Genomic DNA, 23,724 nt, shown 5'->3' on the forward strand with positions numbered 1-23,724 from the left:
ACAAAGGTCTATACAACTAGAATTAATCGCGTTATACTAGATACGGAAGCAAGTCATGGAACGGATAGAGAAAGGAAGATGCCAGATGACAGTGATCATCAATGCTCGGATTTACACGGGAGAGCATACGATTGAAGACGGCTTCATTCGTTTTGACCGAACAATCGAGGCGATTGGCCCCATGTCGAAATTCGAGGAAATCGCAGGAGAAGAGATGATCGATGCGCAGCATCAATCACTCATTCCGGGAATGATCGATGTGCATATTCATGGGGGATATGATGTCGATGTCATGGATGGAGATGTCGAGAGGTTGCGTCATTTCAGCCGACAGATGTTACAAGAAGGTGTGACATCATTTTTAGCGACGACGATTACTCAGGACTGGGGAAATATCACACGCGCGCTTGAGACGGTCCGAGAAGTCGTAGCGCAAGACGATACAACGATCGTCGGCGTTCATCTTGAAGGACCATTCATCAATCCGGATTATGCGGGTGCACAGCCTCACGAACATATCGTCGAACCGGATGTCGAGCAGTTCTTGAAATGGCAAAAAGCAGCAGGGAACACGATCAAGCTCGTCACATACGCTCCGGAACGCCCGGGAGCACGGGCGTTCGAAGAAGCGGTGCGCTTGACGGGTGCGATTCCGTCAGCCGGACATACAGACGCGACGTATGCCCAAAACCAAGCCGGTCACGTCACGCATGGTACCCACCTCTACAATCAAATGCGGGCACTTCATCACCGGGAACCGGGCACGGTCGGATATTGCCTCCTGACACCAGACGTCTATGCGGAGATCATTCCGGATGGGATTCACAGTGCGCCAGAAATGGTCGACTTCGCCTACCGAATGAAAGGCGCAGATCGACTGATCGTCATCACGGATGCGATGCGTGCAAAAGGATTAGCTGATGGTGAATATGAGTTAGGTGGTCAGGCTGTATTCGTTCGAGACGGTGCGGCACGTCTTGAAAACGGAAGCTTAGCTGGAAGTGTCTTAACGATGGACGCCGCCTTACGGAATATCATCGCCTATACAGGCTGTTCGCTCGAAGAAGCGGTCCGCATGACATCGGTCAATGCGGCAAAAGAACTTCAATTGACTCAAAAGGGAAGCCTCTCGGTCGGCAAGGATGCGGACATCGTCCTGCTCGACGAAGCGCTACACATTCAAGAAACGATTCATCGTGGTACGCGACACCGGATCACGAACGGAAAGGAGTCTACCTCATGAAATGGATGATCGTAGAAAAAGGAGAAGAATTAGCACAAGTGGCCTATCAATTTTTGAAACAGGAAATTGAGCGTCACCCAGAAGGTTTGACGGTAGGACTGGCAACGGGAAGTTCACCGGTCGGCGTCTATGAAGAATGGCGGAAGGATTCGCTCGATTGTCGACATGTGACGACGGTTAATCTAGACGAATATGTCGGTCTCAGCCCAGAGCATCCACAAAGTTATCATACATTCATGCAAGAGCATCTATTCAAAGATGTCGCGTTTAAGGAATCATTCGTTCCAATCGGGAACACAGAAGATCCCGTGCGCGAAAGTGAACGATATGAAGCGCTCGTCCGCAATCGAGGAATCGACATTCAATTACTTGGAATCGGAGCGAATGGACACATCGCCTTCAATGAACCAGGTACACCGTTCGATGCTAAGACACACGTAACGGAATTGACGGAGTCGACACGAGAAGCGAACCAACGATTCTTTGATCGATTAGAAGAAGTACCAAAGAAGGCGATCACAATGGGAATCGGCACGATCATGGAAGCGAAGAAAATCCTTCTCGTTGCTTCTAGTGAACGAAAGGCAGAAGCGGTTCGCGACATGATGGAAGGTGTCGCAACAACGGATTGTCCAGCGACTGTACTCAAGCGTCATGCTGATGTCATGGTGATTTTGGACGAAGAAGCTGCATCTTTATTGTCAGATGACGCTAAACGTACAGGACGAGCGGCTTATCTGAATTTCATGAAAGTATGACGATGGAAGAGCGATGAATCAAAAGGGATAGAGACAATCATTGGATTGACTCTATTCCTTTTTTTGATTCTGTTGAGCCTAGTCTCAAGCGATTTTTTATTTTGATAGAAAGGCATCAACAGGACATATACCAAGATCATTCAATCTCATGATACAGCGCACTAAGGGTCCATTATTTTTTCAGTGCAACGATTCCATACGATTTCTTTAATCGAAACGTAAATTGACATTTCATTAAATGTACGGATAATGGAGATTAGCGAACTTTACGGAAAATTTACATGAAAATGAGGGTTTACATGATGGAAACGCGATCCGCACGAAAGAGACAACCAAGTGCTGGCAAGATGTTCTTAAAGGTCATCGCTGCACTCGTCCTGCTTGTCACAATCATCGGTTCTGGATATGCTGGAGCTGTTTTTATTAAAACGCAAGAAACATTGGCAAAGACGCAGATTAAGATTCCTGGCTCAAAGGTGAGCTCTAAATATGATGATGTTCCGTCTGAATCGTTCTTGATTCTTGGAACGGATGAAACGAAAAAAAGTAAAGAACGAAATGAACCGGCGCGATCAGATGTCATGATCGTCGGAATCTTAAATAAAAAAACGGAACAATTAGTGTTGACGAGTATTCCACGTGATTCACTCGTGAACATCGATTATTCGAAATACGATGTACCTTATGGTAAGACAGGTGTTGAGCAAGATAAAATCACCCATGCCCATTACTTCGGTTCGATGGATCAATCGAATTCCTATAATGGGATTAAATTAGCACGTGAAACGACAGAAAACCTACTCGGTATTCAAATAGATCACGTTGTTAAAGTTAATTTCCAAGGATTTGTTCAATTGATCGATGCATTGGACGGCGTAGACATCGATGTACGATATGCGTTCAAAGAGCAAGATTCAAAACGTAAAGCCGGTACTGTCACTGTTGATAAAGGGATGCAACATTTAACAGGAGAGCAAGCACTTGCTTACGTCCGGAACCGTCATGATGATCCGCTCGGTGATATCGGACGCGGTCAAAAACAGATGCAAGTCATTCAGGCGGTCGCCAAAGAAGCGGCAAGTTTCCGTTCCCTCAGTGCATACCGTGATATTTTGGATGCTGTCGGTGATAACGTCGAAACGAACTTAGGTCCGAACGATTATACACGCTTAGCAGATTTCACAGCAGCGCTACGTAATACGACGGAGTACCAACTCGCTGGAGAAGGCTACATCGGTATTAGCGGGAAATGGGAATACCATCTCGATCCGAATCAATTGGAGCAAGTGAAAAGTAATTTAGCGAAAGCGATGCAAGGTCAAGAAGTCGAACCGATCAAGGAAGAGACAGACCCGGCACAAAGTACGACAGAAGAGTCAATTCCCAATACAGAAACTCAACAATAAGCGTTGGAAAATCCCCTTGTATCGTCACTGTACGACGATACAAGGGGATTTTTAGCGTTGGCGTTCCATTTCGACGGTGAAGGTATAGCGGTCGCCGCGGTAAGCGGAGATGACGTATTCAAACGGTTGCTCCGTCGCGAGATACGTCAGTTGCTCGACGGATAAGACAGGCGAAGCGGTCGATAGACCAAGATGACCCGCCTCTTCCTTTGTTGCAAGACGTGATTCGAACGTTTGACTCGCACGTCCAAGATTTAATCCGCTCGCTTCTGCAAATGCATAGAGCGATGCGGTCGCGACGTCTTGATCGAGTCCAGGTAAGAGCTGTTCCGGGATATAGACGGTCTCAAGGGCAAGCGCTTGCTCATCTGCGATTCGTAAACGTTTCAATTCATACACGGATGCCCCTTCGCGAATCCGGAGCTTGTTTGCGATCGTCATCGACGCGTCGATGATTTGATAGGAGAGAAGCGCACTCGTCGGTTCTAGTCCAAGATGTTCCATCTCTTCCGAGAAACTCGTCAAGCCAGACAGTTGCATGACGATTTTTTTATTCGCGACGAATGTTCCTCGTCCTTTTTGACGAATCAAGTAACCGGCGTTGACCAAGTTTGAAATGGCTTGCCGGACCGTCATTCGGCTAATTTGATGCGCTTCCGCAAATTCGCGCTCGGACGGAATTAGATCGCCAGGTTGAAGAACACCGCTTTCGATTTGTTGTTTTAAGGCAGCTTCGATTTGATAGTAGATGGGGAGTGGTGAATTTTTATTGATATGCTGAATCACGGCATTTCGTCCCTTCGCGATCGGTAGTCTTTCGTCTAGTGTACTAGGAAAAAGGCAAGCCGACAAACGATTCTGGATGAAATATGGCATAATACAGAGTGAAACTGACAGAGAAAGGTGGTCGAGGCATGCGCCCCGAACAAATAGAATCCGATGTCCGAACCTTTCAGACATCCATTCGCGCAACAAAACAAGTAGACGGCTATTGGGTTGCTTTAGAGAAAAGTTACTTCTATCCGGAGAGCGGTGGACAGCCGGCGGACCGTGGAACATTGAACGATCAACCGGTCCTTGACGTCCAAATCGAAGACGGTGTCGTCTGGCACCAACTGGCGACGCCGCTCACAGGTGACGTCACCGGGATCGTAGATGACGCAGTCCGGATCGATCATGCGGCGCAGCATACGGCACAACATGTCATCTCTGCAATCCTACAAGATGAATCAAATATCAAGACACTTAGTTTTCGGACGGGAAGTGAGGTCTCGACGCTTGATATCGAGACACCTGAATGGACAACTCTGCAACAAGAACAGCTGGATCGACGATTACGCCAGGTGATTGAACAAGGATTACCGATCACAGCGACCGAGTATGACGAGGCGGAAGCGCTACGCTTACCATTACGAAAAACACCACAAGTCGAAGGACGAATTCGCGTCGTTCAAATCGGTACACTCGATTATAGTGCCTGTGGTGGAATGCATCTCGATTCGACGGCACAGCTCGAGTCGATTCTCTTTACTGGAGTCGAACGAATTCGTGGAAATATTCGTCTTTCTTATGTCGCAAAGGAACGGGCATATCAACTCCTACAGGCAGAACGACGAGCTTTACGGGAAGCAGCGCAAGCTTTATCAGTCAAACCGGTTCAAATGCTAGAAGCCGTCCAAGCGTTACAAGAAGAGCAGAAACGCTTAACGAAACAGGTCGAACACGCCCAGGAACAACTTGCGACGTTCACACTCGCTCATGCTTTAGAACAACAAGAAGGCATTCTTGTGTTTGAACATCTGGATGAAGAAATCAAAATATCCGAGCAACTTGCTAAAGCGATTCAAGAAGCGGGACGCGTCGGCGTCGTCTGGAATGCGACGACGAACAAGCTACTGATGAGTAGTCCGGGTGAACCCCATCTCGGGAAGTTCGCTAAATCACATGTTCAAGCATTCAATGGGCGAGGCGGAGGAAGTGCGCTTCAGGCACAGGCACAATTTACGAATCGGGATGATGCGATGGCATATGTCAATCGATTACGGGAGGAATATCAGTCATGACAGTCATTCAAGTACGTACAGCAGAACAACATCAAGCCGTCCGGATGATCCGGGAGCGTGTCTTCGTCGAGGAACAAGGCGTACCACGCCATCTTGAATATGATACACATGATGAAACAGCGATTCATCTGCTTGTCCTCGATGAGCAGAGTCGACCGGTCGCAACGGGGCGTACCCGTCCATATGACGACCAACGGATGAAGGTAGAGCGTGTCGCGACGCTAGCGACAGCGCGAGGAAAAGGATACGGTGGCGAGTTGATGCAGGCGATGGAACGAGTCGCACGTCGCGAAGGGAAGCAATTGCTAACACTCGGCGCACAAGTCCAAGCGATTCCGTTTTATCAAGGACTCGGTTATACGATCGTCTCCGATGAATTCGATGATGCGGGCATCCCACACCGGACGATGGAGAAAAAAATGTAAGTCATTTTGAAAGAAATCCTGCAAAAAGGGTTTCTTTTTTTTGTTTTCTATGTATATATATAATTCATAATGAATTTTTATACAGACAGATGAATTTAAAACCAGGAGGGAATTATACATGTCGAAACAAAAATTGATCTTAGCTTACTCTGGGGGACTTGATACATCGGTAGCCATCAAGTGGTTGAGCAAGGACTATGACGTCATTGCCTTATGCATGGATGTCGGAGAAGGAAAAGATTTATCCATCATTAAAGAAAAAGCACTCCTCGTCGGTGCGATCGAATCGATCGTCCTCGATGTTAAAGAAGAATTCGCACAAGGCTTCGTTTTACCGGCACTTCAATATGGCGCGCATTACGAAAATGCCTATCCGTTGATTTCAGCGCTTTCGCGTCCGTTGATCGCAGAAAAGCTTGTCGAAGTCGCGCATCAGCACGGTGCGACGGCAGTCGCTCACGGATGTACCGGAAAAGGGAACGACCAAGTCCGGTTCGAAGTTTCAGTCGCAGCACTTGATCCATCACTCGAAGTCATCGCACCGGTCCGGGAATGGAAATGGTCACGGGAAGAAGAAATCGCCTATGCGAAAGAAAACAACGTGCCGATTCCGATCAACCTCGACAGCCCATACTCAATCGACATGAACCTTTGGGGACGGAGTAACGAATGTGGCGTCCTAGAAAACCCTTGGACAGAGCCACCGCAAGACGCTTATGCGTTGACAGTAGCGCCAGAAGACGCTCCGGATCAGGCAGAAGAAGTCATCATTGGCTTTGAAGCAGGTGTTCCGGTCTCGATCAACGGAACGACGTATCCACTGGCGAAACTGATCACGGAACTGAACATCATCGCTGGTGCACATGGGGTCGGACGGATCGACCACGTCGAGAACCGTCTCGTCGGTATCAAATCGCGGGAAGTCTATGAGTGCCCAGGCGCAACGGTGTTACTCAAAGCGCACGCTGCACTCGAGACGATTACATTGACGAAGGACGTCGCGCATTTCAAACCACTACTCAGCAAACAATACGCAGAAACGATCTATAACGGTCTCTTCCATGCACCATTGACGAAAGGCTTGAAAGCATTCCTGACGGCGACACAACAGGACGTCACAGGAGAAGTTCGCGTTAAACTGTTCAAAGGAAACGCAACCGTGACAGGTCGTCAGTCCGCTGTCTCACTCTACGATGAGAAACTTGCGACGTATACGAAAGAAGACGCGTTCGATCATGAAGCAGCAAAAGGCTTCATCAAATTACACGGACTTGCCGTTTCGACGCATGCGAGCGTACATCGTCAGGCGGGTGTAACGAAATGACCAAACTCTGGGGTGGACGTTTTACGGAAAGTGCTTCCGCTCAAGCGGAAGCCTTCGGAGCATCGATCACGTTCGATCAAAAATTAGCGAGCGTCGATTTAAAAGGCAGTCTCGCACACGCGCAGATGCTATTTGAACAAGGGATCCTCGCTCAAGACGAGTGGACACAAATCGAGCAAGGACTGAAGCAACTGGAAACGACGTTAGCGGATCATGTGTATACGCTAGCAGATGAAGACATTCACATGAATCTCGAGCGTTTATTGACGGAACAGATTGGTCCGGTTGCAGGAAAACTGCATACGGCACGGAGCCGAAACGATCAGGTCGCAACGGATTTACATCTATGGATGGAACAACATGTTGAAGCGTTGACGACGGCATTACGCGAGCTCCAATCGGTCATCACGGAACAAGCGGAGCAACATATCGAGACGGTCATGCCAGGGTATACGCATTTGCAACGGGCACAACCGATCTCGCTTGCGCATCATTTGCTCGCTTATTTCTGGATGTTCGAACGTGATGTCGAACGGTTGACGGATAATCAAAAGCGGATCCGGAAATCACCGCTCGGGGCAGGCGCGCTCGCGGGGACGACATTCCCAATCGATCGTTTTCGTTCTGCCGAGTTGCTCGGTTTTGAGTCAATCTATCCGAACAGTCTCGACGCTGTCTCCGACCGCGATTTCGTCATCGAATACCTCGGGATCGCCTCGACCGTCATGATGCATCTCTCGCGTTTTTGTGAAGAAATCATCATCTGGGCATCGCAAGAATTTGGCTTCATCGAGTTGTCTGATGCTTTCTCGACAGGGTCGAGCATGATGCCACAGAAGAAAAATCCTGATTTCGCTGAATTGATTCGTGGGAAAACGGGGCGCGTCTACGGCAATCTGATGGGCTTCTTGACGACGATGAAGGCATTACCACTCGCTTACAACAAAGACATGCAAGAGGATAAGGAAGGGGTCTTCGATACAGCAGATACCGTTCTCCAATCCGTTCAAATCTTCACCGGAATGATTGAATCTGCGACGTTTAAGACCGAAGCGCTCAAGAAGGCGACAATGCAAGACTTCTCGAATGCAACGGAACTCGCCGACTACCTTGTAACGAAAGGCATACCGTTCCGGGAAGCGCATGAAATCGTCGGCAAAGCCGTCCTTTACTGTGTGCAGAACGGTTGTTTCCTGAAGGATTTGAACCTCGAGACGTATCAAACGTTCCATCCTGATATCACGGAAGACGTCTATCCGCTCCTCGATCCGGTTCAAGCAGTAGCACGCCGGACTAGCTACGGCGGGACAGGGTTTGCTGCCGTGTCGGAGCAACTCGAACTCGCGAAACAGCATCTTGCGAATTGACGAATTTTGAAAAAAAACAGTCAAATGACTGGATTTAACAAAAGATGTCTGCTATAACTGTAACTAACAACCGACAGATAGAGGCGCGGATGACATGAGTAGCATCATTCTTGAAGGCAAGCATGCCGAATGATGTGAAAGGGGAAGTCCGCCGAAGTGAACGAGAAGATGCTTCTTCTTGTTTGCTGGTACAACGGTTAAGATCCGTTGTACTGCCGAAACCGATGTTTCGGAGCGCTATCTTACGTAAAAGAACGAATGACTTTGTCTTCGTTTGTCCGATCGTGATAACGACGGGCCGTAGGAACGCTCCTACCGGCCCGTCGTTTTTTTCTGTATCGGGACAAAGGAGATAGGATTGTGACAACTGTACTTAAATTTGGTGGAAGCTCGGTTGCGACTGTCGAACAGATTCAGTCTATTGCGAATTATTTGAAGAGTCGCGCAGCCGAAGGTGAAAAACTCGTCGTCGTCGTTTCGGCGATGGGCAAGATGACAGATTCTTTGATCGCTCAGGCGCAAGCCATCACGGATCGCCCCGAGCGAAGAGAACTCGATCGACTGCTTGCCATCGGAGAAGAACAGACGATTTCATTACTCAGCATCGCCCTCAACTCGCTCGGTGTCAAAGCGTTATCGCAAACAGGCGCTCAAGCAGGAATCAGCACGATGGGCGTGCATACGAAAAGTAAGATCAAACAGATCGATGGAGATCTGTTACGACAAAAACTCGAAACGTACGATGTCGTCATCGTCGCCGGATTCCAAGGTGTCAACGAACTCGGTGATGTCACGACGCTTGGACGGGGTGGGTCGGATACAACGGCAGTTGCCCTTGCGGCAGTCCTTGATAAACGGTGCGAAATCTATACCGATGTCGACGGTGTCTATACAGCTGATCCGCGAATCCATGCCGCCGCTCAACCGATTCCACATATCTCGTATGATGAGATGATGGAAATGAGCGCCCTCGGGTCGAAGGTCATGGAAATGCGAAGTGTCGAACTAGGAAAAAAATACGGCGTACACATCTTCGTCGGGAAAACACTTGAATCGAAAAGGGGAACATGGATCATGGAAGCGACGGAAACAATGGAACAAAAAGCGGTGACGAGTGTCAGTGTGACGAAGAACGTCTTGACGGTATCAATCAAACACGTACCGCAAACGAATGCAGCAGTAGCCGATATCTTCGAACTGTTATCCAATCGCCACGTCAACATCGACATGATCAGTCAAACGACGTTCGACAGTGACATTTTCTTATCGTTCTCATGTCCACTCGATGAGGAAGAGTTCCTCGATGAAGCATTGAAAGACATCATGGATCGCTTCACGACAGTCAAGGTCGATCGCCATAATCAACACGCAAAATTATCTGTCGTCGGAATCGGGATGCGGGATGCAACAGGTGTCGCTTCGAAGTTGTTCGCAATCTTCCGAGCGGAGAACATCCCGTTCTATCAAGTCACGACATCAGAAATCAGCATCTCGTACACGATTGCACAAGCAGACATTGAACGGACGGTTGCAGCGATTGCAAACGCGTTCGAGTTATAAGGAGGAAAACAGGATGTATCATGTAGCCGTCATTGGAGCAACCGGCGCCGTCGGTCAAAAAATGTTACAAGTCCTAGCAGAACTGGACTTCCCGGTCAGCCGCCTGTCCGCTTACGCTTCTGCTCGTTCAGCAGGGAACACGGTACAGTTCAAGGGAGAAGATATTACGATCCAAGCGCTGACGCCAAATATCACAGAAGACGGGATCGATGTCGCGTTGTTCGCAGCAGGCGGAACGATCAGTGAGCAATATGCCCCGTTACTAGCTGAAAACGGAACACTCGTCGTTGATAATTCAAGTGCTTTCCGGATGCAGGAGACGATTCCGCTCGTCGTGCCAGAAGTCAATCCGCAAGCGATTCAAGCGACGGACCGCTTGATCGCAAATCCGAACTGTTCGACGATTCAATCCGTCGTCGCTTTAGCACCGCTCCAGTCACTGGGATTCGAACGGATCAACTATACGACGTATCAGGCCGTATCTGGTTCTGGTCAAAAAGGAATCGAGGATCTGGCACGTGGAGCACGCGGAGAAGAGCCCGTCAATTATCCGCATCCGATTCACGATAACATCTTGCCGCATATCGATGTATTCCTTGAGAACGGCTATACGAAAGAAGAGCAGAAGATGATTGATGAAACACGGAAAATCTTCAATCTTCCAGCATTACCTGTCAGTGCGACATGTGTCCGGGTTCCAGTCACGAATTCTCACTCGGTTGCAATCAACGTCACGTTTACACAACCGACGACGGTCGAAGCGATCCGTGAAGCACTTGAAAACGCACCGGGCGTCGTCCTCATCGATGATGTCGCGAATACGCGTTATCCGATGCCGCTTGACGCGAGTGGGACGGACGATGTCTATGTCGGACGAATTCGACAAGATGATAGTCTCGCGAATACGTTCCATCTCTGGTGTGTAGCCGACAACATTCGAAAAGGTGCCGCCTCGAATGCCGTACAAGTCGCACGCCAAGCCATCGAACAGTCGATTCATTCATAAAAAAGGAGGAGTTCTTCATGTTCAAAGGAGCAGGTACAGCGCTCGTCACACCATTTAATGAAGCAGGCGAGTTGGATCTACACGTATTCGAACGCTTGATCGAGCAACAACTCGCAGCAGGAATTCAGGCGCTTGTCGTCGGAGGAACGACAGGAGAAGGATCGACACTGACGAACACGGAATTCGAACAACTACTGACGACTGCCGTTCAAATCACGGCAGGACGAGTACCAGTCATTGCCGGAACGGGTTCGAACAACACGGCAGCAACAATCGAGAAGACGTTACTCGCAGAGCGCCTCGGTGCGGACGCAGCGATGCTCGTCACACCGTACTACAATAAAACATCGCAAGCGGGTCTCGTCGCACATTTCACGGCGGTCGCTGATGCAACCGAATTACCAATCATGCTGTACAACGTTCCGTCGCGGACAGGAGTTGCAATCGCAGTCGAAACAGCAGTGACGTTAGCACGTCATCCACGAATCCAAGCCTTTAAGGAAGCGAGTGGAGATGTCAGCTTCATGGGTGAACTGATGGCGGCGATTCCGGAAGACTTCGCGGTCTTCTGTGGAAATGATGATCAAATCCTGCCGTACATGGCATGGGGCGCACAAGGCGTCATCTCAGTTCTTTCGAACCCGTACCCAGCAGAGACACAAGCACTTGCTGAGACGTTACTAGCGCAAGATCTCGTCACGGCACGCCGGATTCAGGCAGACTTGTTACCGGTCATCGGTGCCTTGTTCAGTGATGTCAATCCGATTCCAGTTAAAGCATCGCTTGAAGAACTCGGCTTTGCTGTCGGTGCGCCACGCTTGCCGCTCGTCCGTCAATCGGAAGCGGGGCACGCCCACTTACTCGAAACGATGCGGGCTTACAAAGGGGTGGTTCGATGAAACTCGCGTTACACGGTTATGGGGCGACAGGACAATACGTCGTCGAACTCGCACCACAAAGTGTCGTAGCGATCGTTGACCGGACGAAGTCATCCGATACGATCGCTTCATATGCCGAGCTAACGGAGATGTCAGAAACGGTCGATGCGATCATCGACTTCTCGCATCCGAGTTTGCTACCGGATCTGCTCGCATATGGGCTGGCGACAAAAACACCACTCGTCATCGCGACGACTGGTTTTTCGGAGGCGGAACTGGCATCGATCAAGGACGCCGCAAAAGAAATTCCAATTTTCCAGTCGTACAACATGTCGTACGGCATCGCGATGGTGCAGCAACTGCTGAAGACACTTGTGCCACTAGCAGGAGCGTATGACATCGAATTGCTCGAGAAACATCATAACCAAAAAGTCGATGCGCCAAGCGGAACGGCTGAGTTGTTATTGCAAACGATTCAGACGGCACGTGACGTCACACCGATATATGACCGGTCACAGACGCGGCAAAAGCGGGAGACGAACGAGATCGGGATGCACGCGATGCGCGGTGGAACGATCTTCGGAGAACACGAAGTCTTATTCGCAGGTGTCGACGAATTGATTGAAATCAAACATACAGCGCTATCGAAAAAAGTATTTGCTTCTGGTGCGATCAAAGCAGCTGAAGCACTCATTCAAAAAACAGCGGGACTCTATACATTAGAGACGCTCTACACACAGGAGGATTCACATGTTACTCACTGATGCTTACGAAATTGCTAAATTCATTAAAGATGCTAAAAAACAAACACCGGTAAAACTTTACGTCAACGGCGATTTGGCGGGCTTGACGATCGAAGGCGCTACAGCATTCGGATCAGATGAATCAAAGATTTTCTTCGCGGATGCAGGACTTGTGGCTACTTTCTTAGAAAAGTATTCAGATCGCATCACGGATGTTCACGTGGAGTATGACCGTCGCAATAGTGCGGTACCAATGCTTGATACACGTCACTTGAATGCGCGCATCGAACCAGGTTCATGGATTCGTGATCATGTCGTCATCGGTGACAACGCAGTCGTCATGATGGGTGCGATCATCAATATCGGTGCATCAATCGGAGATGGTACAATGATTGATATGAACGCTGTCGTCGGTGCACGTGGGACGATCGGGAAAAACGTTCATGTCGGCGCAGGTGCCGTGGTCGCGGGTGTCCTCGAACCACCTTCAAAAACACCTGTCATCATTGAAGACGGTGTCTTGATTGGTGCAAATGCAGTCATTCTTGAAGGCGTCAAAGTCGGCAAAGATGCCGTCGTCGCTGCTGGTAGTGTCGTCACAGAAGACGTACCTGCTGGAAGCGTCGTTGCTGGAACACCTGCACGTGTCATCAAACAGAAAGATGCGAAAACAGAAGAGAAGACGCAATTGGTGGATGATTTACGTTCACTCTGATTGACGTCGAAGAGGAGGAAAACACATGGCAGTGGATACACAGTATGGAGAAGCAATTTGGTTAGATGGAGTCTTTCATGATCCGAAAGATGCGAACACGAGCGTCATGTCACATGCGATTCACTACGGTAGTGGATTCTTTGAAGGAATTCGTGCATACGCGACACCGGACGGACCGGCGATTTTCCAATTGAAGGAACATATCGAGCGTCTCTTCCGCAGTTGTGCGTACTACCATGTCACGATTCCGTATACTGTCGACGAACTTGTTCAAGCAACGATCGATTTAGTTGCGAAAAACGGATTTGAATCGTGTTATATCCGTCCATTCGTGTTCCTCGGTACGCCATGGCAAGCATTGATGGCGAAAGATACGACGGTTCATGTCGGCATCTCTTGCTGGGAGCTTGGGGAATACTTCGATAAAGGTGCTGGCATCCGTGCCAAAGTCGCATCATACCGCCGCGTCTCATCAACGATGATGCCGATGCAAGCGAAAGCGGCTGCGAACTATATGAACTCACAACTCTTAAAAGGTGAAGCGATCCGTGATGGATTTGATGAAGCAATCGCGCTCGACATGAACGGAAACGTCAGTGAAGCGAGTGTTGCGAATCTTTTCCTTCTTAAAAACGGAACGATTCATACACCGTCGCTTGATTGTTCAGTACTCGACGGTATCACACGCCAAGTCATCATCCGTTTGGCACAAGATCAAGGCTATCCTGTCATCGAACGTCACATCGGACGCGATGAGTTATATGTCGCAGATGAGATCTTCTTAACAGGAACAGCTGCTGAAATCACGAGTGTCGGTGAAATCGATCATATCTCCATCAACGGCGGAACACGGAACGTCGCAGATGAGTTGCTCGATCTTTACCGTCAAGCCGTCACAGGTCAATTGCCGCAATATGCGGATTGGTTGACGTATGTGACACCAGCTGTCGCAGAATGACGACGCGTACACTCGTCACGATCGATCGGAAGGCGGTGCGACAGAACGTCGCATCGGTCTTCGCTCGGTCACGTAAACGTATTTTTGCCGTGGTCAAGAACAATGCGTATAACTTAGGTATGCTCGAGATGGTCGAGACGCTGATGGCGTCTGATGTGCATCACTTTGCTGTCGCCGAGTTGTATGAAGCCATTGAAATCAAAACGAATTTTCCAGACAGTTATGTACTGGTGATGAATCCGACGGAGGATTTTGAAACAGCACGACGTTTCGGAATTGCACTCGGTGTCTCATCGCTAGAATGGCTCGCCCTAAACAGTAAACAGCTGCAGGGAATCGAGTTACATTTGAAGATCAACGTCGGGATGAATCGTTTTGGTGTCAGTTCGCTTCAAGAGGCGGAAGCTGTTCTTGCGCTTGCGCAAGCAGATTCGCTCGCTTTAACAGGTTTATATACACACTTTCCGCTTGCCGATGAGCCGGATGCGGATCACGATGGACAAGTCGAACGTTTCGTCGCCATTGCCGATGTGTTACGAAAGCGCCATACGTTTACGTATATGCACTCGGAAAACAGTGCGACGATCGTCAAACACGATCCGCGTCTCGCATTTTGTAATTATGTCCGCCCTGGAATCTTCTTATTCGGCTATTCACCGATTGAAAAGATGGACTGGCTCGTTCCTTCGCTACGGATGACGACGGAGATCGTTGAAATTCGCGAAATCGGACCGGGTGAACACGTTGGGTACGGGACGAACTTTACGAGTACAGAACCGATGCGGATCGCCATCTTACCAGTCGGCTATGGAGACGGTGTCGTCCGTGGGCGTGCCGCTCTGCCTGTTCATATTAAAGAAAAACCTTATCCGGTCATCAATAAATTATTCATGAGTCATACGTTCGTCGCTGTCGATGGGACGGTTGAGGTCGGAGACGAGGTCGTGCTATACGGGGATGGCGTTGAAATTGACGATATTACTCGGACAGGAGCAGCGAACAATTCAGAGCAGATGTGTGCCCGGTCTTGGCGTTTGACGCATCAGTATCTATAAGGAGGAACTTATTATGTATGGAAGTCAATACCTGACAGAAGAAAACAATACGTTGCACATCGATGGTGTCGCAGCGACCGATCTTGCAGCACAGTACGGAACACCGTTGTATGTGATGGCAGAGCGGGAGCTGACGGATCGATTAGCGACCGTCCGGGAACACTTCCTTGATAAGTATCCGAACACGTATGCTTCCTTCGCCTCAAAAGCACTGACTGTCAGTGCCGTATATGAACAAGTCGTTCGTCATGGTCTTGGAATCGATGTCGTCACAGGCGGGGAACTCTTCATCGCCCGTCAATCCGGGGTTCCAGCAGAACGAATCTATTTCCATGGTTCGAATAAATCAACGGCTGATCTTCAGTATGCCGTTGAGGAAGGAGTCGGACGGATTGTCATCGATCACTTTGCAGAGATTGCACAACTGGAATCGATTGCGGCACAAGCCGGTCAAACGGTTCATGTCTTGATTCGGATCGTGCCACAAGTCATCGGGGGAGCGCATGCGAAAATTCAGACAGGTGGTGTCGATACGAAATTCGGTTTCTCGACGCATGCGTCAGATTACTTGGACGCAATCGAAGCGATTTTAGCATCGGAACATCTGTCGTTACTCGGCATCCATTGTCATGTCGGTTCGCAAATCCAAGATCCGTCACTGTTCGAACAGACGGCTCGGACGATGATGGGCTTCGTCGAAACGATTCGTGCGCATCATGGCTTCACAGTCAGCGAAGTTAATGTTGGCGGTGGCTTCGGTATTGCCTATACACAGGACGATCATCCGCTTGATTTTGAAGCGACGATTGCACGCGTCATGGATGTCATCGAAACGGAAACGGAGCGACTCGGCATCGAACGTCCGCGCATCGGGATCGAGCCAGGGCGCTGGGTCGTTGCAAATGCAGGAACGACACTGTATACGGTCGGGGCAATCAAAGAGATCGAAGGCGTCCGAACATATCTTTCGGTCGATGGCGGAATGACAGATAACATTCGCCCAGCACTTTACGGTGCCGTGTATGAAACGGTCATCGCTAACCGGATGAGTGGCGAAACGACCGAAGTGACGGTCGTTGGAGCAGCTTGTGAATCAGGGGATCTCGTCGCTGAAAAAGCACAGTTGGTTACACCGAACGGTGGCGATACACTTGCTGTCTTTGGGACAGGAGCGTATAACTTTTCGATGGCAAGCAACTACAACCAGTTCTTACGTCCGGCACTCATTTTCGTTCGGGACGGGGAATCCCGTGAAGTCGTCCGTCGACAAACGTATGCGGATTTGATTCAGTGTGATCTTGGGATCAATGGGGTCCGATCAGAGTCGTAAGAGGTGCGGGGTCAAACTAGAGGACAAAAAAACCGACGCTATCGCGCCGGTTTCATGCATACGATCTAAAGCGATTCTTCTCTTGAATAGAGAGGGATCGTTTTTTTGTGTTGCGATTAGCATATTCATTTTGGAATTTTTAAGACTTGTCCAACGAGCAAGAGGTTCGGATTCGTAATGTTGTTTGCCTGCATCAATGCTGTGACGGTGACACCATATCGTGTCGCAATCGAGTAAAGTGTATCACCGGCTTTAACCGTATAAGTCGTTGTTGGAATTTTCAAGACTTGACCGACGTTCAACAGATTCCAGTTCGTGATGTTATTCGCACTCGCGAGGGCAGAGACCGAGACGTTGTATTTGCGGGCGATGGAATAGAGTGTATCGCCAGCTTTGACGGTATACGTCGTACCGGTTGAAGTCGGTGACCGTAACAGTTCTGAAATCGTGACGAACGAATAGCCTTTTGCTTTTAGTTTTGAAATCATCGTTGGCAAAGCGGTTGGTGTTCCTTTCGCACCAGCCCCAGTGTGCATCAGGATGATTGATCCGGGAACGATTTTTGGTATTACACGATCCAAGATGGCTGTTGAAGAGATGCCTTTCCAATCCGTCGTATCAATATTCCATTGAATCGTTTTCGTGTAACCTGCAGCCCCAACTGCACTCAACACGTTACTGTTACTTGCACCAAACGGCGCCCGGAAAATTGGTTTCGTCGTTTTTCCGGTCAAGGACCGGATGAGGGATTCTGTTCGGGATAATTCACTCGTCATCTGGCTTGCTGTTAAGGTCGTAAAATCCGGATGCGAATACGAGTGATTGCCGATTTGGTGTGTAGGAGAGGCGGTTGTGATGTTCTTGATCGATTGAGGATGATTGTTTGCACCACTGCCTGTCAAAAAGAAAGTCGCTTTCACTTGGTTACTTTTCAAGATACTTAAGATTTTTGCAATGTTCGTCCCATCTGAACCGTCATCAAACGTCAATGCGACGACTTTTTGTGTCGTCGTTCCTTTCGTCACAAACGTAGAGCTCGCCGCATTAACCTGTGAAGGAATCGAAAGTGGACTAAGGAGAAGTAATCCGATCATCATGATGGTAGGTTTCTTGATGTTCATCGTCTAGTACCTCCTTCATCAAAAACATGTTTTACAAGTACTCTTTATTAAGGTATTCCCTTTATTTTTAAAAAAGAACTAAGATATTCCCGTTTTGCAAAGAAATAAAACTAAATTACAGAAAATTTGTTTAAACCGTAATCTTTTTGGGAAACCATAATATATGGAAATAGTAAAAAGGAGTGAGAAGGAATGATCGAATTCAAAAACGTCGGTAAGCAGTTTAAGGACAATGTCGTCTTGAAAGGCTTATCGCTCGAGATTCAAAAGGGTGAACTCGTTGTTTTCATCGGACCAAGTGGCTGTGGGAAAACGACGTCACTTAAGATGATCAATCGACTGATCGAACCTTCTTCAGGCACGATTTTGGTCAACGGGAAGGACATCATGAAGACGGACACGATCGAATTAAGACGTCATATGGGATATGTCATTCAGCAAACCGGCTTGTTCCCTCACATGACGGTCCGGGAAAACATTCAATTGATTGCTGGGCTTGAGGGGAAGAACCACGATGAGATGGATCAACGGACAGAACAACTGTTGACGATGGTCGGGCTTGATCCAAAGCAATTCATCGATCGTTATCCAAGCGAACTCAGTGGTGGGCAGCAACAGCGTGTTGGTTTCGCACGAGCTTTAATGAATGATCCTGATGTCATTTTGATGGATGAGCCGTTCAGTGCACTCGATCCCGTTACTCGTAACGATCTACAGGAAGAACTTTTTAACTTGCAGGAAGAAGTGAAAAAGACGATCGTTTTCGTCACCCATGATATGGATGAAGCGATCAAGTTAGCGGATCGGATATGTATCATGCGTGATGGGGAAATCGTCCAGTTCGATACTCCAGAAGAAATCTTGCGTCATCCAAAAGATGAATATGTCGAATCGTTCATCGGAAAAAATAAAATCTGGAGTAGTCCAGAATTCATCAAGGCAGAAGATATCATGATCGAGGACCCAGTTTCAATCAGTGGCAAACGGACGTTGTTGCAGGGAATTGAAATCATGCGTGGACGCAAAGTCGACAGCCTGTTGATCACCGATCGTGACCGTGTCTTACAAGGGCTGATTAAGTTGAAGAACATCCAGACGATTCCGGATAAGAGCCAACGGATCGAAGAAGTGATGGAGGGCGAAATCATCGCTGTCAATGAACACGATTCATTACTCGATGTTCTTGAAGTCATGAATCAGGAAGAGACTGGTTATCTACCAGTAACGGATGCAACAGGAAAACTCAGAGGGTTGATCACACGTAGTAGCTTACTTTCCGTCTTGAGTGAGCAATTCATTCATGAGGAGGAAGTCCAATGAGCGGATTCTTTGATTATGTAAAAAATAATACCGATCAGATCGGTGATTTATTGCTAGAGCACTTACAGCTGACGGTCTTTGCCGTCGTCATCGCGGTCGTTCTCGGGATTCCGATCGGGATTTTGATCACCCGTTACCAAAAGTTCGCGAAGCCTGTCCTTGCGCTGACGAGCGTCGTGCAAGCTGTTCCGAGTCTTGCTTTACTCGGTTTCTTGATTCCGTTCATTGGTATCGGGTCGACACCAGCGATCATCATGGTCGTGCTTTATTCACTCTTGCCAATCGTTAAAAATACGTACACGGGTCTGTCGAGCATTCCAGGGGACACGCTCGAAGCAGCTAAAGGAATTGGTTTAACGGATCGACAAATCCTCAGTAAGGTTCAGATTCCACTTGCCTTGCCGATCATGATGGCAGGGATTCGAATTTCAGCCGTTACAGCTGTTGGTTTGATGACGATCTCAGCATTCATCGGTGCCGGTGGTCTTGGTTACCTCGTCTTCTCGGGTATTCAAACAGTTGATAATAATCAGATTCTCGCCGGAGCAATTCCAGCCGGTATTTTAGCTCTTGTCATCGACTTCGTCGTCAGTCGGATTGAATACTCCGTGGCGCCAAATGGGATTCCTCTTGCAGATGGTCGAATCAAGAATAAGGCACGGAAGCGTCGCAAGGCGATGCCAGCTGGACGCAAGATCGCGATCGCAAGTATCGTTTTCATATTAATTGGTGGATCGGTCGCTTACTCTTTCCTTAAGGACGATAAGATCGTCATCGGATCGAAGAACTTTACAGAACAATTGATTCTCGGAAATATGTTAGCGGATTTAATCGAAGATAAAACGGATTTAGAAGTCGAACGTCAATTAAACCTCGGCGGGACGAAAGTCGCTTACGGGGCGCTTGAAAAAGGGGAAATCGACGCGTATGTCGAGTACACAGGTACTTTGTTGATCGACGTGCTCAAGCAAGACGTCGAGACGGATCCGGAAACGGTCTATGCAAAAGTCGGGAAGATGATTCCTGAGAAAAGTCAGGTCGACGTCCTTGACCCAATCGGTTTCAACAATACGTATGCCCTCGCCATGACGAAAGAAGATATCGAAAAATATGACTTGAAGACGGTATCAGATATGTCAAAAGTCAGTGATCGTTTGATTCTCGGATCAACAATCGAATTCGCGAACCGGGAAGATGGTTACCTTGGTCTGAAGAAAAAGTACCCGGACATGAAATTCCAAGATGTACAACCAGTCGATGGAGGACTCCGTTATACAGCATTGACGAATGGTCGAACGAACGTCATCGATAGCTTCTCAACAGATGGTTTGTTACAAAAATTCGATTTGACAGTGCTAGAAGACGATAAAAAGTTCTTCCCACCATACTATGCGGTACCGCTTGTTCGTCAAGAAACACTTGAAGAACATCCGCAGCTGAAAAAAGTCCTCAACACGTTAAAAGATAAAATTACGGATGAGAAGATGCAAGAATTGAATTACAAAGCAGATGTCGAGAAACAGCGCCCTGAAAAAGTCGCGCGTGATTTCTTGATCGAAGAAGGATTAATTTCAAAATAAACAGGTAGAGCCGAGGCGGGAATCCGCTTCGGCTCTTTTTGTATGCGCGCTGACGCGCTATATCGTTTTGGAAAATACGTAATCAAGTGATTAAATTATTTTTTGATGCGACTAGCGAGCCAAGCGCGAACAGTGCGTTGCTGAATCATACACGTTCTTCCTCTCGGTTTAATGTTCCAAGGCGGTGCTCGGCATCTTTGACGATACGTGTTTGAATCTCGACTGTCAACCAATCCGTTTCCGATTCGGGTAACGTCGGCAAACCGTAACTTGGGTTATTCGTAGATGAAAACAAATCAGACATGATGCGTTCTTCGTATACTGGAATCATATAAAATCCCCTCTCTGTGTCTTGATTCATCTCTTACACTTTTAGTGTACGAAAGAATTGTAAAGACGAAAGAGGGGAGGTGTTAAGAACCCGTGAACTTTGTAAACGTTTTCACAATCTTGTCAAATCATCTTCAATGGCTTCGCAACCTGCTGCGTATTGTTGACCCCGTTTGACATATTTCCGTACTGTTCGTTCCATGATGAATCGATCATGGTCACTGATATCCCGGACGATTTTTGCAGGAACACCCATGACCATCGCGCCGGCAGGTACCTTCATTTTTGGCGGCACAAGGCTTCCGGCAGCAACGAATGCTCCTTCTCCGATTTCGGCTTCATCGAGGATCGTCGCCGACATTCCGATTAACGCTCCTTTTCGAATGATTCCGCCGTGAATCATCGCCATATGACCAATCGTCACTTCATCTTCAATGATGGTCGGATATCCTTCATACTGATGAATCATCGAACCATCTTGGATGTTGACGCGTTCCCCGATGTGAATCGGACCTTCATCTCCCCGGATGACCGTATTGAACCAGACAGATGAGTCTTTTCCGATCGTGACCTCTCCGATGACTTTAGATCCGTCTGCTAAATAAACGGATGGATCGATGTTTGGAACAAGTGAACCGACACGATATTTCATGCGTTTTTCCCCCTCAGACATTAAATCGATACTCTTTCATCTTGACGTTACAAAAAATAAATTGCAACAGCTTCCAAACTAATTGTAAGATGGTAAAAATACGCTTACAACAGGAGGAGACAGGATGGAACAAACAGTGCGTGAACGATTGATCGCGATTGCTGCCAAAAAAGAGAAAGCAGCCGTCGTCTATCAGAATATTTCAGTCATTGATGTCATGACACGTGAGACATATACAGCAGATGTAGCGATTGATTCAGGTTATATTGCTGCTGTCGGAGAGGGGTATGACGGAATCGAGAATCGTTCGGGAGAAAGACTTTTCATCGCACCAAGTTTCGTCGATGCCCATGTCCATATTGAATCATCGATGGTGCCGCCAAGTGAGTATGAGCAAGCGATTCTACCGTTAGGTGTCACGACGATTATCGCCGATCCGCATGAGATCGCGAATGTCAAAGGAGCAGAAGGATTATCCTTTATGCTAGACGATGCTGAAGGTCTCGCGCTTGATGTCCGTATGATGTTACCGAGCTGCGTACCGGCGACTTCGTTTGAACACGCGGGAGCATCACTTGATGCGGCGGCACTTGCACCATTCGTCAATCATCCTGGTGTCCATGGTTTAGGAGAAGTCATGGATTATCCAGCGGTCGAACGAGCCAATCGCGATATGCTCCAAAAAATTAAACAGATCGAAGACGCAGGAAAACTGGTCGATGGTCATGCTGCGGGACTTGGACCACGCGAAATTAACATTTATGGTGTCGCCGGAATTCGAACGGATCATGAATCTGTCAGTAAGGAAGATGCGATCGCCCGAGCGCGTCTTGGTCTGTATGTCGAAGTGCGGGAAGGATCAGCTGCCCGAAACTTGAAGGAAGTACTCGATGCTGTGACGGAAAGCAACGCGAGCCGTTTCCTCTTCTGTACGGACGATAAACATTTGGATGATACGTTACGAGAGGGGACGATCGACTATAATATCCGCTATGCGATTCGTCATGGAATTAAACGCGAAACAGCGTATGCGATGGCATCGTTGCATGCGACGAATGCCTATCGTCTGGACGATCGTGGAGCTATCGTGCCGGGACGCCGGGCGGACTTCGTCCTGTTATCCGATGCCGATAAAGTCGTGATTGACGAGGTTTATATTAAAGGTGAGTGTGTCGCACGAGCAGGAAAAACGACCCGAACAGTACGACGCGCGCATGTTCCAGAATCGTTACGAGGTGCATTGAATACAAAACCGATTACACCAGAAGTATTTGCCCTTCCACTTGAATCATCACGGGCGCATGTGATCGGAGTCATTCCGAAAAGCATCGTCACGGAACATCTGGTTCTCGACGTTCCGCTTCAAGACGGACATTTCGTGCCTGTACCGGAGCAGGATCTCTTAAAGATTGCTGTCATTGAACGGCATCACGGCACATCCTTCTCGGCAGTCGGGATCGTCAAAGGTTTCAAGATGAAACGCGGAGCGATTGCGGCGACTGTTGCCCATGATTCGCACAACCTCGTCATCGTTGGCGCATCAGACGAAGAGATGCAACTCGCTGCGGAACGTCTCGTCCAAGCGGGTGGGGGAGTCATTGCCGTCAATGGGCAAGAGGTACTTGCTGAGTTACCGCTTGAAATCGCTGGACTGATGACGAATCGTCCCTTCCAAGAAGTTGGAGATACACTCGAAGCATTGAATGATGCCCTCGATGTGTTAGAGGCGGATCGTTCCTTTAATCCCTATTTAACGATGTCATTCCTTTGCTTACCGGTCATTCCGGAATTAAAGCTGACCGACAGTGGATTATTCGATGTGAAACACTTCCAGCATATTTCAGTACAAGCAGACTGATGTCCGTCGCGAGTCTGAGTCTCTTTCCGGGA

General features: G+C 48.4%; 22 protein-coding genes and 1 riboswitch. Of the genes, 18 read left to right on the forward strand and 4 right to left on the reverse strand.

Annotated features, from left to right (window positions below; translation table 11 throughout):
- Window positions 1-85: 85 nt before the first annotated feature.
- The 3 genes from nagA (at window position 86) to KNQ12_RS15170 (ending at window position 3,407) form a co-directional block, all read left to right on the forward strand.
- The gene (gene nagA, locus KNQ12_RS15160) at window positions 86-1,243 is read left to right on the forward strand and encodes an N-acetylglucosamine-6-phosphate deacetylase (protein ID WP_214749766.1); all 1,158 of its coding nucleotides are present in this window, start codon (window positions 86-88) and stop codon (window positions 1,241-1,243) included.
- On the forward strand, window positions 1,240-2,001 hold the full coding sequence (gene nagB, locus KNQ12_RS15165) for a glucosamine-6-phosphate deaminase (protein ID WP_214749763.1): 762 nt from the start codon (window positions 1,240-1,242) through the stop codon (window positions 1,999-2,001). Before nagA ends, nagB begins: the two co-directional genes overlap by 4 nt.
- A gap of 299 nt (window positions 2,002-2,300) precedes the next feature.
- Complete coding sequence (locus tag KNQ12_RS15170; protein WP_235147617.1) at window positions 2,301-3,407, forward strand: LCP family protein; 1,107 nt, start codon at window positions 2,301-2,303, stop codon at window positions 3,405-3,407.
- Window positions 3,408-3,458: 51 nt separating this feature from the next.
- On the opposite strand, the gene phnF is transcribed toward KNQ12_RS15170, so the two are convergent.
- Window positions 3,459-4,193, reverse strand: a complete 735-nt coding sequence (gene phnF / locus KNQ12_RS15175) for a phosphonate metabolism transcriptional regulator PhnF (RefSeq protein ID WP_023467107.1) — start codon at window positions 4,191-4,193, stop codon at window positions 3,459-3,461.
- A gap of 128 nt (window positions 4,194-4,321) precedes the next feature.
- Here phnF and KNQ12_RS15180 point away from each other — a divergent pair, with 128 nt between their 5' ends.
- The 12 genes from KNQ12_RS15180 (at window position 4,322) to lysA (ending at window position 16,831) form a co-directional block, all read left to right on the forward strand.
- Complete coding sequence (locus KNQ12_RS15180; protein WP_214749760.1) at window positions 4,322-5,470, forward strand: alanyl-tRNA editing protein; 1,149 nt, start codon at window positions 4,322-4,324, stop codon at window positions 5,468-5,470.
- A complete protein-coding gene (locus KNQ12_RS15185) occupies window positions 5,467-5,895 on the forward strand; it encodes a GNAT family N-acetyltransferase (protein WP_023467111.1) in 429 nt (142 codons plus the stop codon). Before KNQ12_RS15180 ends, KNQ12_RS15185 begins: the two co-directional genes overlap by 4 nt.
- Before the next feature lie 118 nt (window positions 5,896-6,013).
- Complete coding sequence (locus tag KNQ12_RS15190) at window positions 6,014-7,219, forward strand: argininosuccinate synthase (protein ID WP_214749758.1); 1,206 nt, start codon at window positions 6,014-6,016, stop codon at window positions 7,217-7,219.
- Window positions 7,216-8,586, forward strand: coding sequence for an argininosuccinate lyase (argH, locus tag KNQ12_RS15195; protein WP_047395002.1), 1,371 nt, complete (start codon window positions 7,216-7,218; stop codon window positions 8,584-8,586). The genes KNQ12_RS15190 and argH overlap by 4 nt, the downstream gene beginning before the upstream one ends.
- 70 nt (window positions 8,587-8,656) lie before the next feature.
- Window positions 8,657-8,834: riboswitch (Lysine riboswitch) on the forward strand.
- 112 nt (window positions 8,835-8,946) lie between these two features.
- Window positions 8,947-10,146 (forward strand): aspartate kinase, encoded by a 1,200-nt coding sequence (locus KNQ12_RS15200; RefSeq protein WP_047395005.1) that lies wholly within the window; start codon window positions 8,947-8,949, stop codon window positions 10,144-10,146.
- A gap of 13 nt (window positions 10,147-10,159) precedes the next feature.
- A complete protein-coding gene (locus KNQ12_RS15205; protein ID WP_214749755.1) occupies window positions 10,160-11,152 on the forward strand; it encodes an aspartate-semialdehyde dehydrogenase in 993 nt (330 codons plus the stop codon).
- A 17-nt stretch (window positions 11,153-11,169) separates the two neighbouring features.
- A complete protein-coding gene (dapA, locus tag KNQ12_RS15210; RefSeq protein WP_214749752.1) occupies window positions 11,170-12,051 on the forward strand; it encodes a 4-hydroxy-tetrahydrodipicolinate synthase in 882 nt (293 codons plus the stop codon).
- Window positions 12,048-12,794, forward strand: a complete 747-nt coding sequence (gene dapB / locus KNQ12_RS15215; RefSeq protein ID WP_214749749.1) for a 4-hydroxy-tetrahydrodipicolinate reductase — start codon at window positions 12,048-12,050, stop codon at window positions 12,792-12,794. The genes dapA and dapB overlap by 4 nt, the downstream gene beginning before the upstream one ends.
- Entirely contained in the window at window positions 12,781-13,488 is a 708-nt protein-coding gene (gene dapD / locus KNQ12_RS15220; protein ID WP_075642976.1) for a 2,3,4,5-tetrahydropyridine-2,6-dicarboxylate N-acetyltransferase, read from the forward strand. Before dapB ends, dapD begins: the two co-directional genes overlap by 14 nt.
- Before the next feature lie 25 nt (window positions 13,489-13,513).
- A complete protein-coding gene (locus KNQ12_RS15225) occupies window positions 13,514-14,446 on the forward strand; it encodes a branched-chain amino acid transaminase (RefSeq protein WP_035398934.1) in 933 nt (310 codons plus the stop codon).
- Complete coding sequence (gene alr / locus KNQ12_RS15230) at window positions 14,443-15,501, forward strand: alanine racemase (protein WP_214749746.1); 1,059 nt, start codon at window positions 14,443-14,445, stop codon at window positions 15,499-15,501. Before KNQ12_RS15225 ends, alr begins: the two co-directional genes overlap by 4 nt.
- A 13-nt stretch (window positions 15,502-15,514) precedes the next feature.
- A complete protein-coding gene (gene lysA / locus KNQ12_RS15235; protein ID WP_214749743.1) occupies window positions 15,515-16,831 on the forward strand; it encodes a diaminopimelate decarboxylase in 1,317 nt (438 codons plus the stop codon).
- A gap of 125 nt (window positions 16,832-16,956) precedes the next feature.
- Here the strand turns inward: lysA and KNQ12_RS15240 are convergent, their stop codons facing one another.
- A complete protein-coding gene (locus KNQ12_RS15240) occupies window positions 16,957-17,952 on the reverse strand; it encodes a LysM peptidoglycan-binding domain-containing protein (RefSeq protein WP_214749741.1) in 996 nt (331 codons plus the stop codon).
- A 192-nt stretch (window positions 17,953-18,144) separates the two neighbouring features.
- On the opposite strand from KNQ12_RS15240, the gene KNQ12_RS15245 reads away from it, so the two are divergent.
- Together KNQ12_RS15245 and KNQ12_RS15250 are read left to right on the forward strand one after the other, a co-directional pair.
- Window positions 18,145-19,272 carry an ABC transporter ATP-binding protein gene (locus tag KNQ12_RS15245; RefSeq protein ID WP_029340778.1) on the forward strand — a complete coding sequence of 376 codons (1,128 nt, stop codon included), beginning with the start codon at window positions 18,145-18,147 and terminating at the stop codon, window positions 19,270-19,272.
- Window positions 19,269-20,852 carry an ABC transporter permease/substrate-binding protein gene (locus KNQ12_RS15250; RefSeq protein ID WP_214749738.1) on the forward strand — a complete coding sequence of 528 codons (1,584 nt, stop codon included), beginning with the start codon at window positions 19,269-19,271 and terminating at the stop codon, window positions 20,850-20,852. Before KNQ12_RS15245 ends, KNQ12_RS15250 begins: the two co-directional genes overlap by 4 nt.
- A gap of 145 nt (window positions 20,853-20,997) precedes the next feature.
- On the opposite strand, the gene KNQ12_RS15255 is transcribed toward KNQ12_RS15250, so the two are convergent.
- Together KNQ12_RS15255 and KNQ12_RS15260 are read right to left on the reverse strand one after the other, a co-directional pair.
- Entirely contained in the window at window positions 20,998-21,183 is a 186-nt protein-coding gene (locus KNQ12_RS15255; RefSeq protein ID WP_023467130.1) for a hypothetical protein, read from the reverse strand.
- A gap of 111 nt (window positions 21,184-21,294) precedes the next feature.
- The gene (locus KNQ12_RS15260; RefSeq protein WP_087682101.1) at window positions 21,295-21,834 is read right to left on the reverse strand and encodes a gamma carbonic anhydrase family protein; all 540 of its coding nucleotides are present in this window, start codon (window positions 21,832-21,834) and stop codon (window positions 21,295-21,297) included.
- Window positions 21,835-21,958: 124 nt separating this feature from the next.
- Between KNQ12_RS15260 and ade the strand changes: the two genes are divergently transcribed.
- Window positions 21,959-23,692, forward strand: a complete 1,734-nt coding sequence (ade, locus tag KNQ12_RS15265) for an adenine deaminase (protein WP_214749735.1) — start codon at window positions 21,959-21,961, stop codon at window positions 23,690-23,692.
- The last annotated feature ends 32 nt before the right edge of the window (window positions 23,693-23,724 follow it).

The organism is Exiguobacterium sp. s11, assembly GCF_018619015.1.
Classification (GTDB): Bacteria; Bacillota; Bacilli; order Exiguobacteriales; family Exiguobacteriaceae; genus Exiguobacterium_A; species Exiguobacterium_A indicum.

Bases quoted from the DNA above. Each gene is read 5' to 3' on its own strand.
- dapA (WP_214749752.1), top strand. From the start codon at position 11,170: ATGTTCAAAGGAGCAGGTACAGCGCTCGTCACACCATTTAATGAAGCA.
- dapD (WP_075642976.1), top strand. From the start codon at position 12,781: ATGTTACTCACTGATGCTTACGAAATTGCTAAATTCATTAAAGATGCT.
- KNQ12_RS15240 (WP_214749741.1), bottom strand. From the start codon at position 17,952: ATGAACATCAAGAAACCTACCATCATGATGATCGGATTACTTCTCCTT.
- nagB (WP_214749763.1), top strand. From the start codon at position 1,240: ATGAAATGGATGATCGTAGAAAAAGGAGAAGAATTAGCACAAGTGGCC.
- KNQ12_RS15205 (WP_214749755.1), top strand. From the start codon at position 10,160: ATGTATCATGTAGCCGTCATTGGAGCAACCGGCGCCGTCGGTCAAAAA.
- dapB (WP_214749749.1), top strand. From the start codon at position 12,048: ATGAAACTCGCGTTACACGGTTATGGGGCGACAGGACAATACGTCGTC.
- KNQ12_RS15260 (WP_087682101.1), bottom strand. From the start codon at position 21,834: ATGAAATATCGTGTCGGTTCACTTGTTCCAAACATCGATCCATCCGTT.
- KNQ12_RS15185 (WP_023467111.1), top strand. From the start codon at position 5,467: ATGACAGTCATTCAAGTACGTACAGCAGAACAACATCAAGCCGTCCGG.
- KNQ12_RS15245 (WP_029340778.1), top strand. From the start codon at position 18,145: ATGATCGAATTCAAAAACGTCGGTAAGCAGTTTAAGGACAATGTCGTC.
- KNQ12_RS15225 (WP_035398934.1), top strand. From the start codon at position 13,514: ATGGCAGTGGATACACAGTATGGAGAAGCAATTTGGTTAGATGGAGTC.
- KNQ12_RS15180 (WP_214749760.1), top strand. From the start codon at position 4,322: ATGCGCCCCGAACAAATAGAATCCGATGTCCGAACCTTTCAGACATCC.
- argH (WP_047395002.1), top strand. From the start codon at position 7,216: ATGACCAAACTCTGGGGTGGACGTTTTACGGAAAGTGCTTCCGCTCAA.
- KNQ12_RS15255 (WP_023467130.1), bottom strand. From the start codon at position 21,183: ATGATTCCAGTATACGAAGAACGCATCATGTCTGATTTGTTTTCATCT.
- ade (WP_214749735.1), top strand. From the start codon at position 21,959: ATGGAACAAACAGTGCGTGAACGATTGATCGCGATTGCTGCCAAAAAA.
- KNQ12_RS15170 (WP_235147617.1), top strand. From the start codon at position 2,301: ATGATGGAAACGCGATCCGCACGAAAGAGACAACCAAGTGCTGGCAAG.
- nagA (WP_214749766.1), top strand. From the start codon at position 86: ATGACAGTGATCATCAATGCTCGGATTTACACGGGAGAGCATACGATT.
- KNQ12_RS15190 (WP_214749758.1), top strand. From the start codon at position 6,014: ATGTCGAAACAAAAATTGATCTTAGCTTACTCTGGGGGACTTGATACA.
- lysA (WP_214749743.1), top strand. From the start codon at position 15,515: ATGTATGGAAGTCAATACCTGACAGAAGAAAACAATACGTTGCACATC.
- KNQ12_RS15250 (WP_214749738.1), top strand. From the start codon at position 19,269: ATGAGCGGATTCTTTGATTATGTAAAAAATAATACCGATCAGATCGGT.
- alr (WP_214749746.1), top strand. From the start codon at position 14,443: ATGACGACGCGTACACTCGTCACGATCGATCGGAAGGCGGTGCGACAG.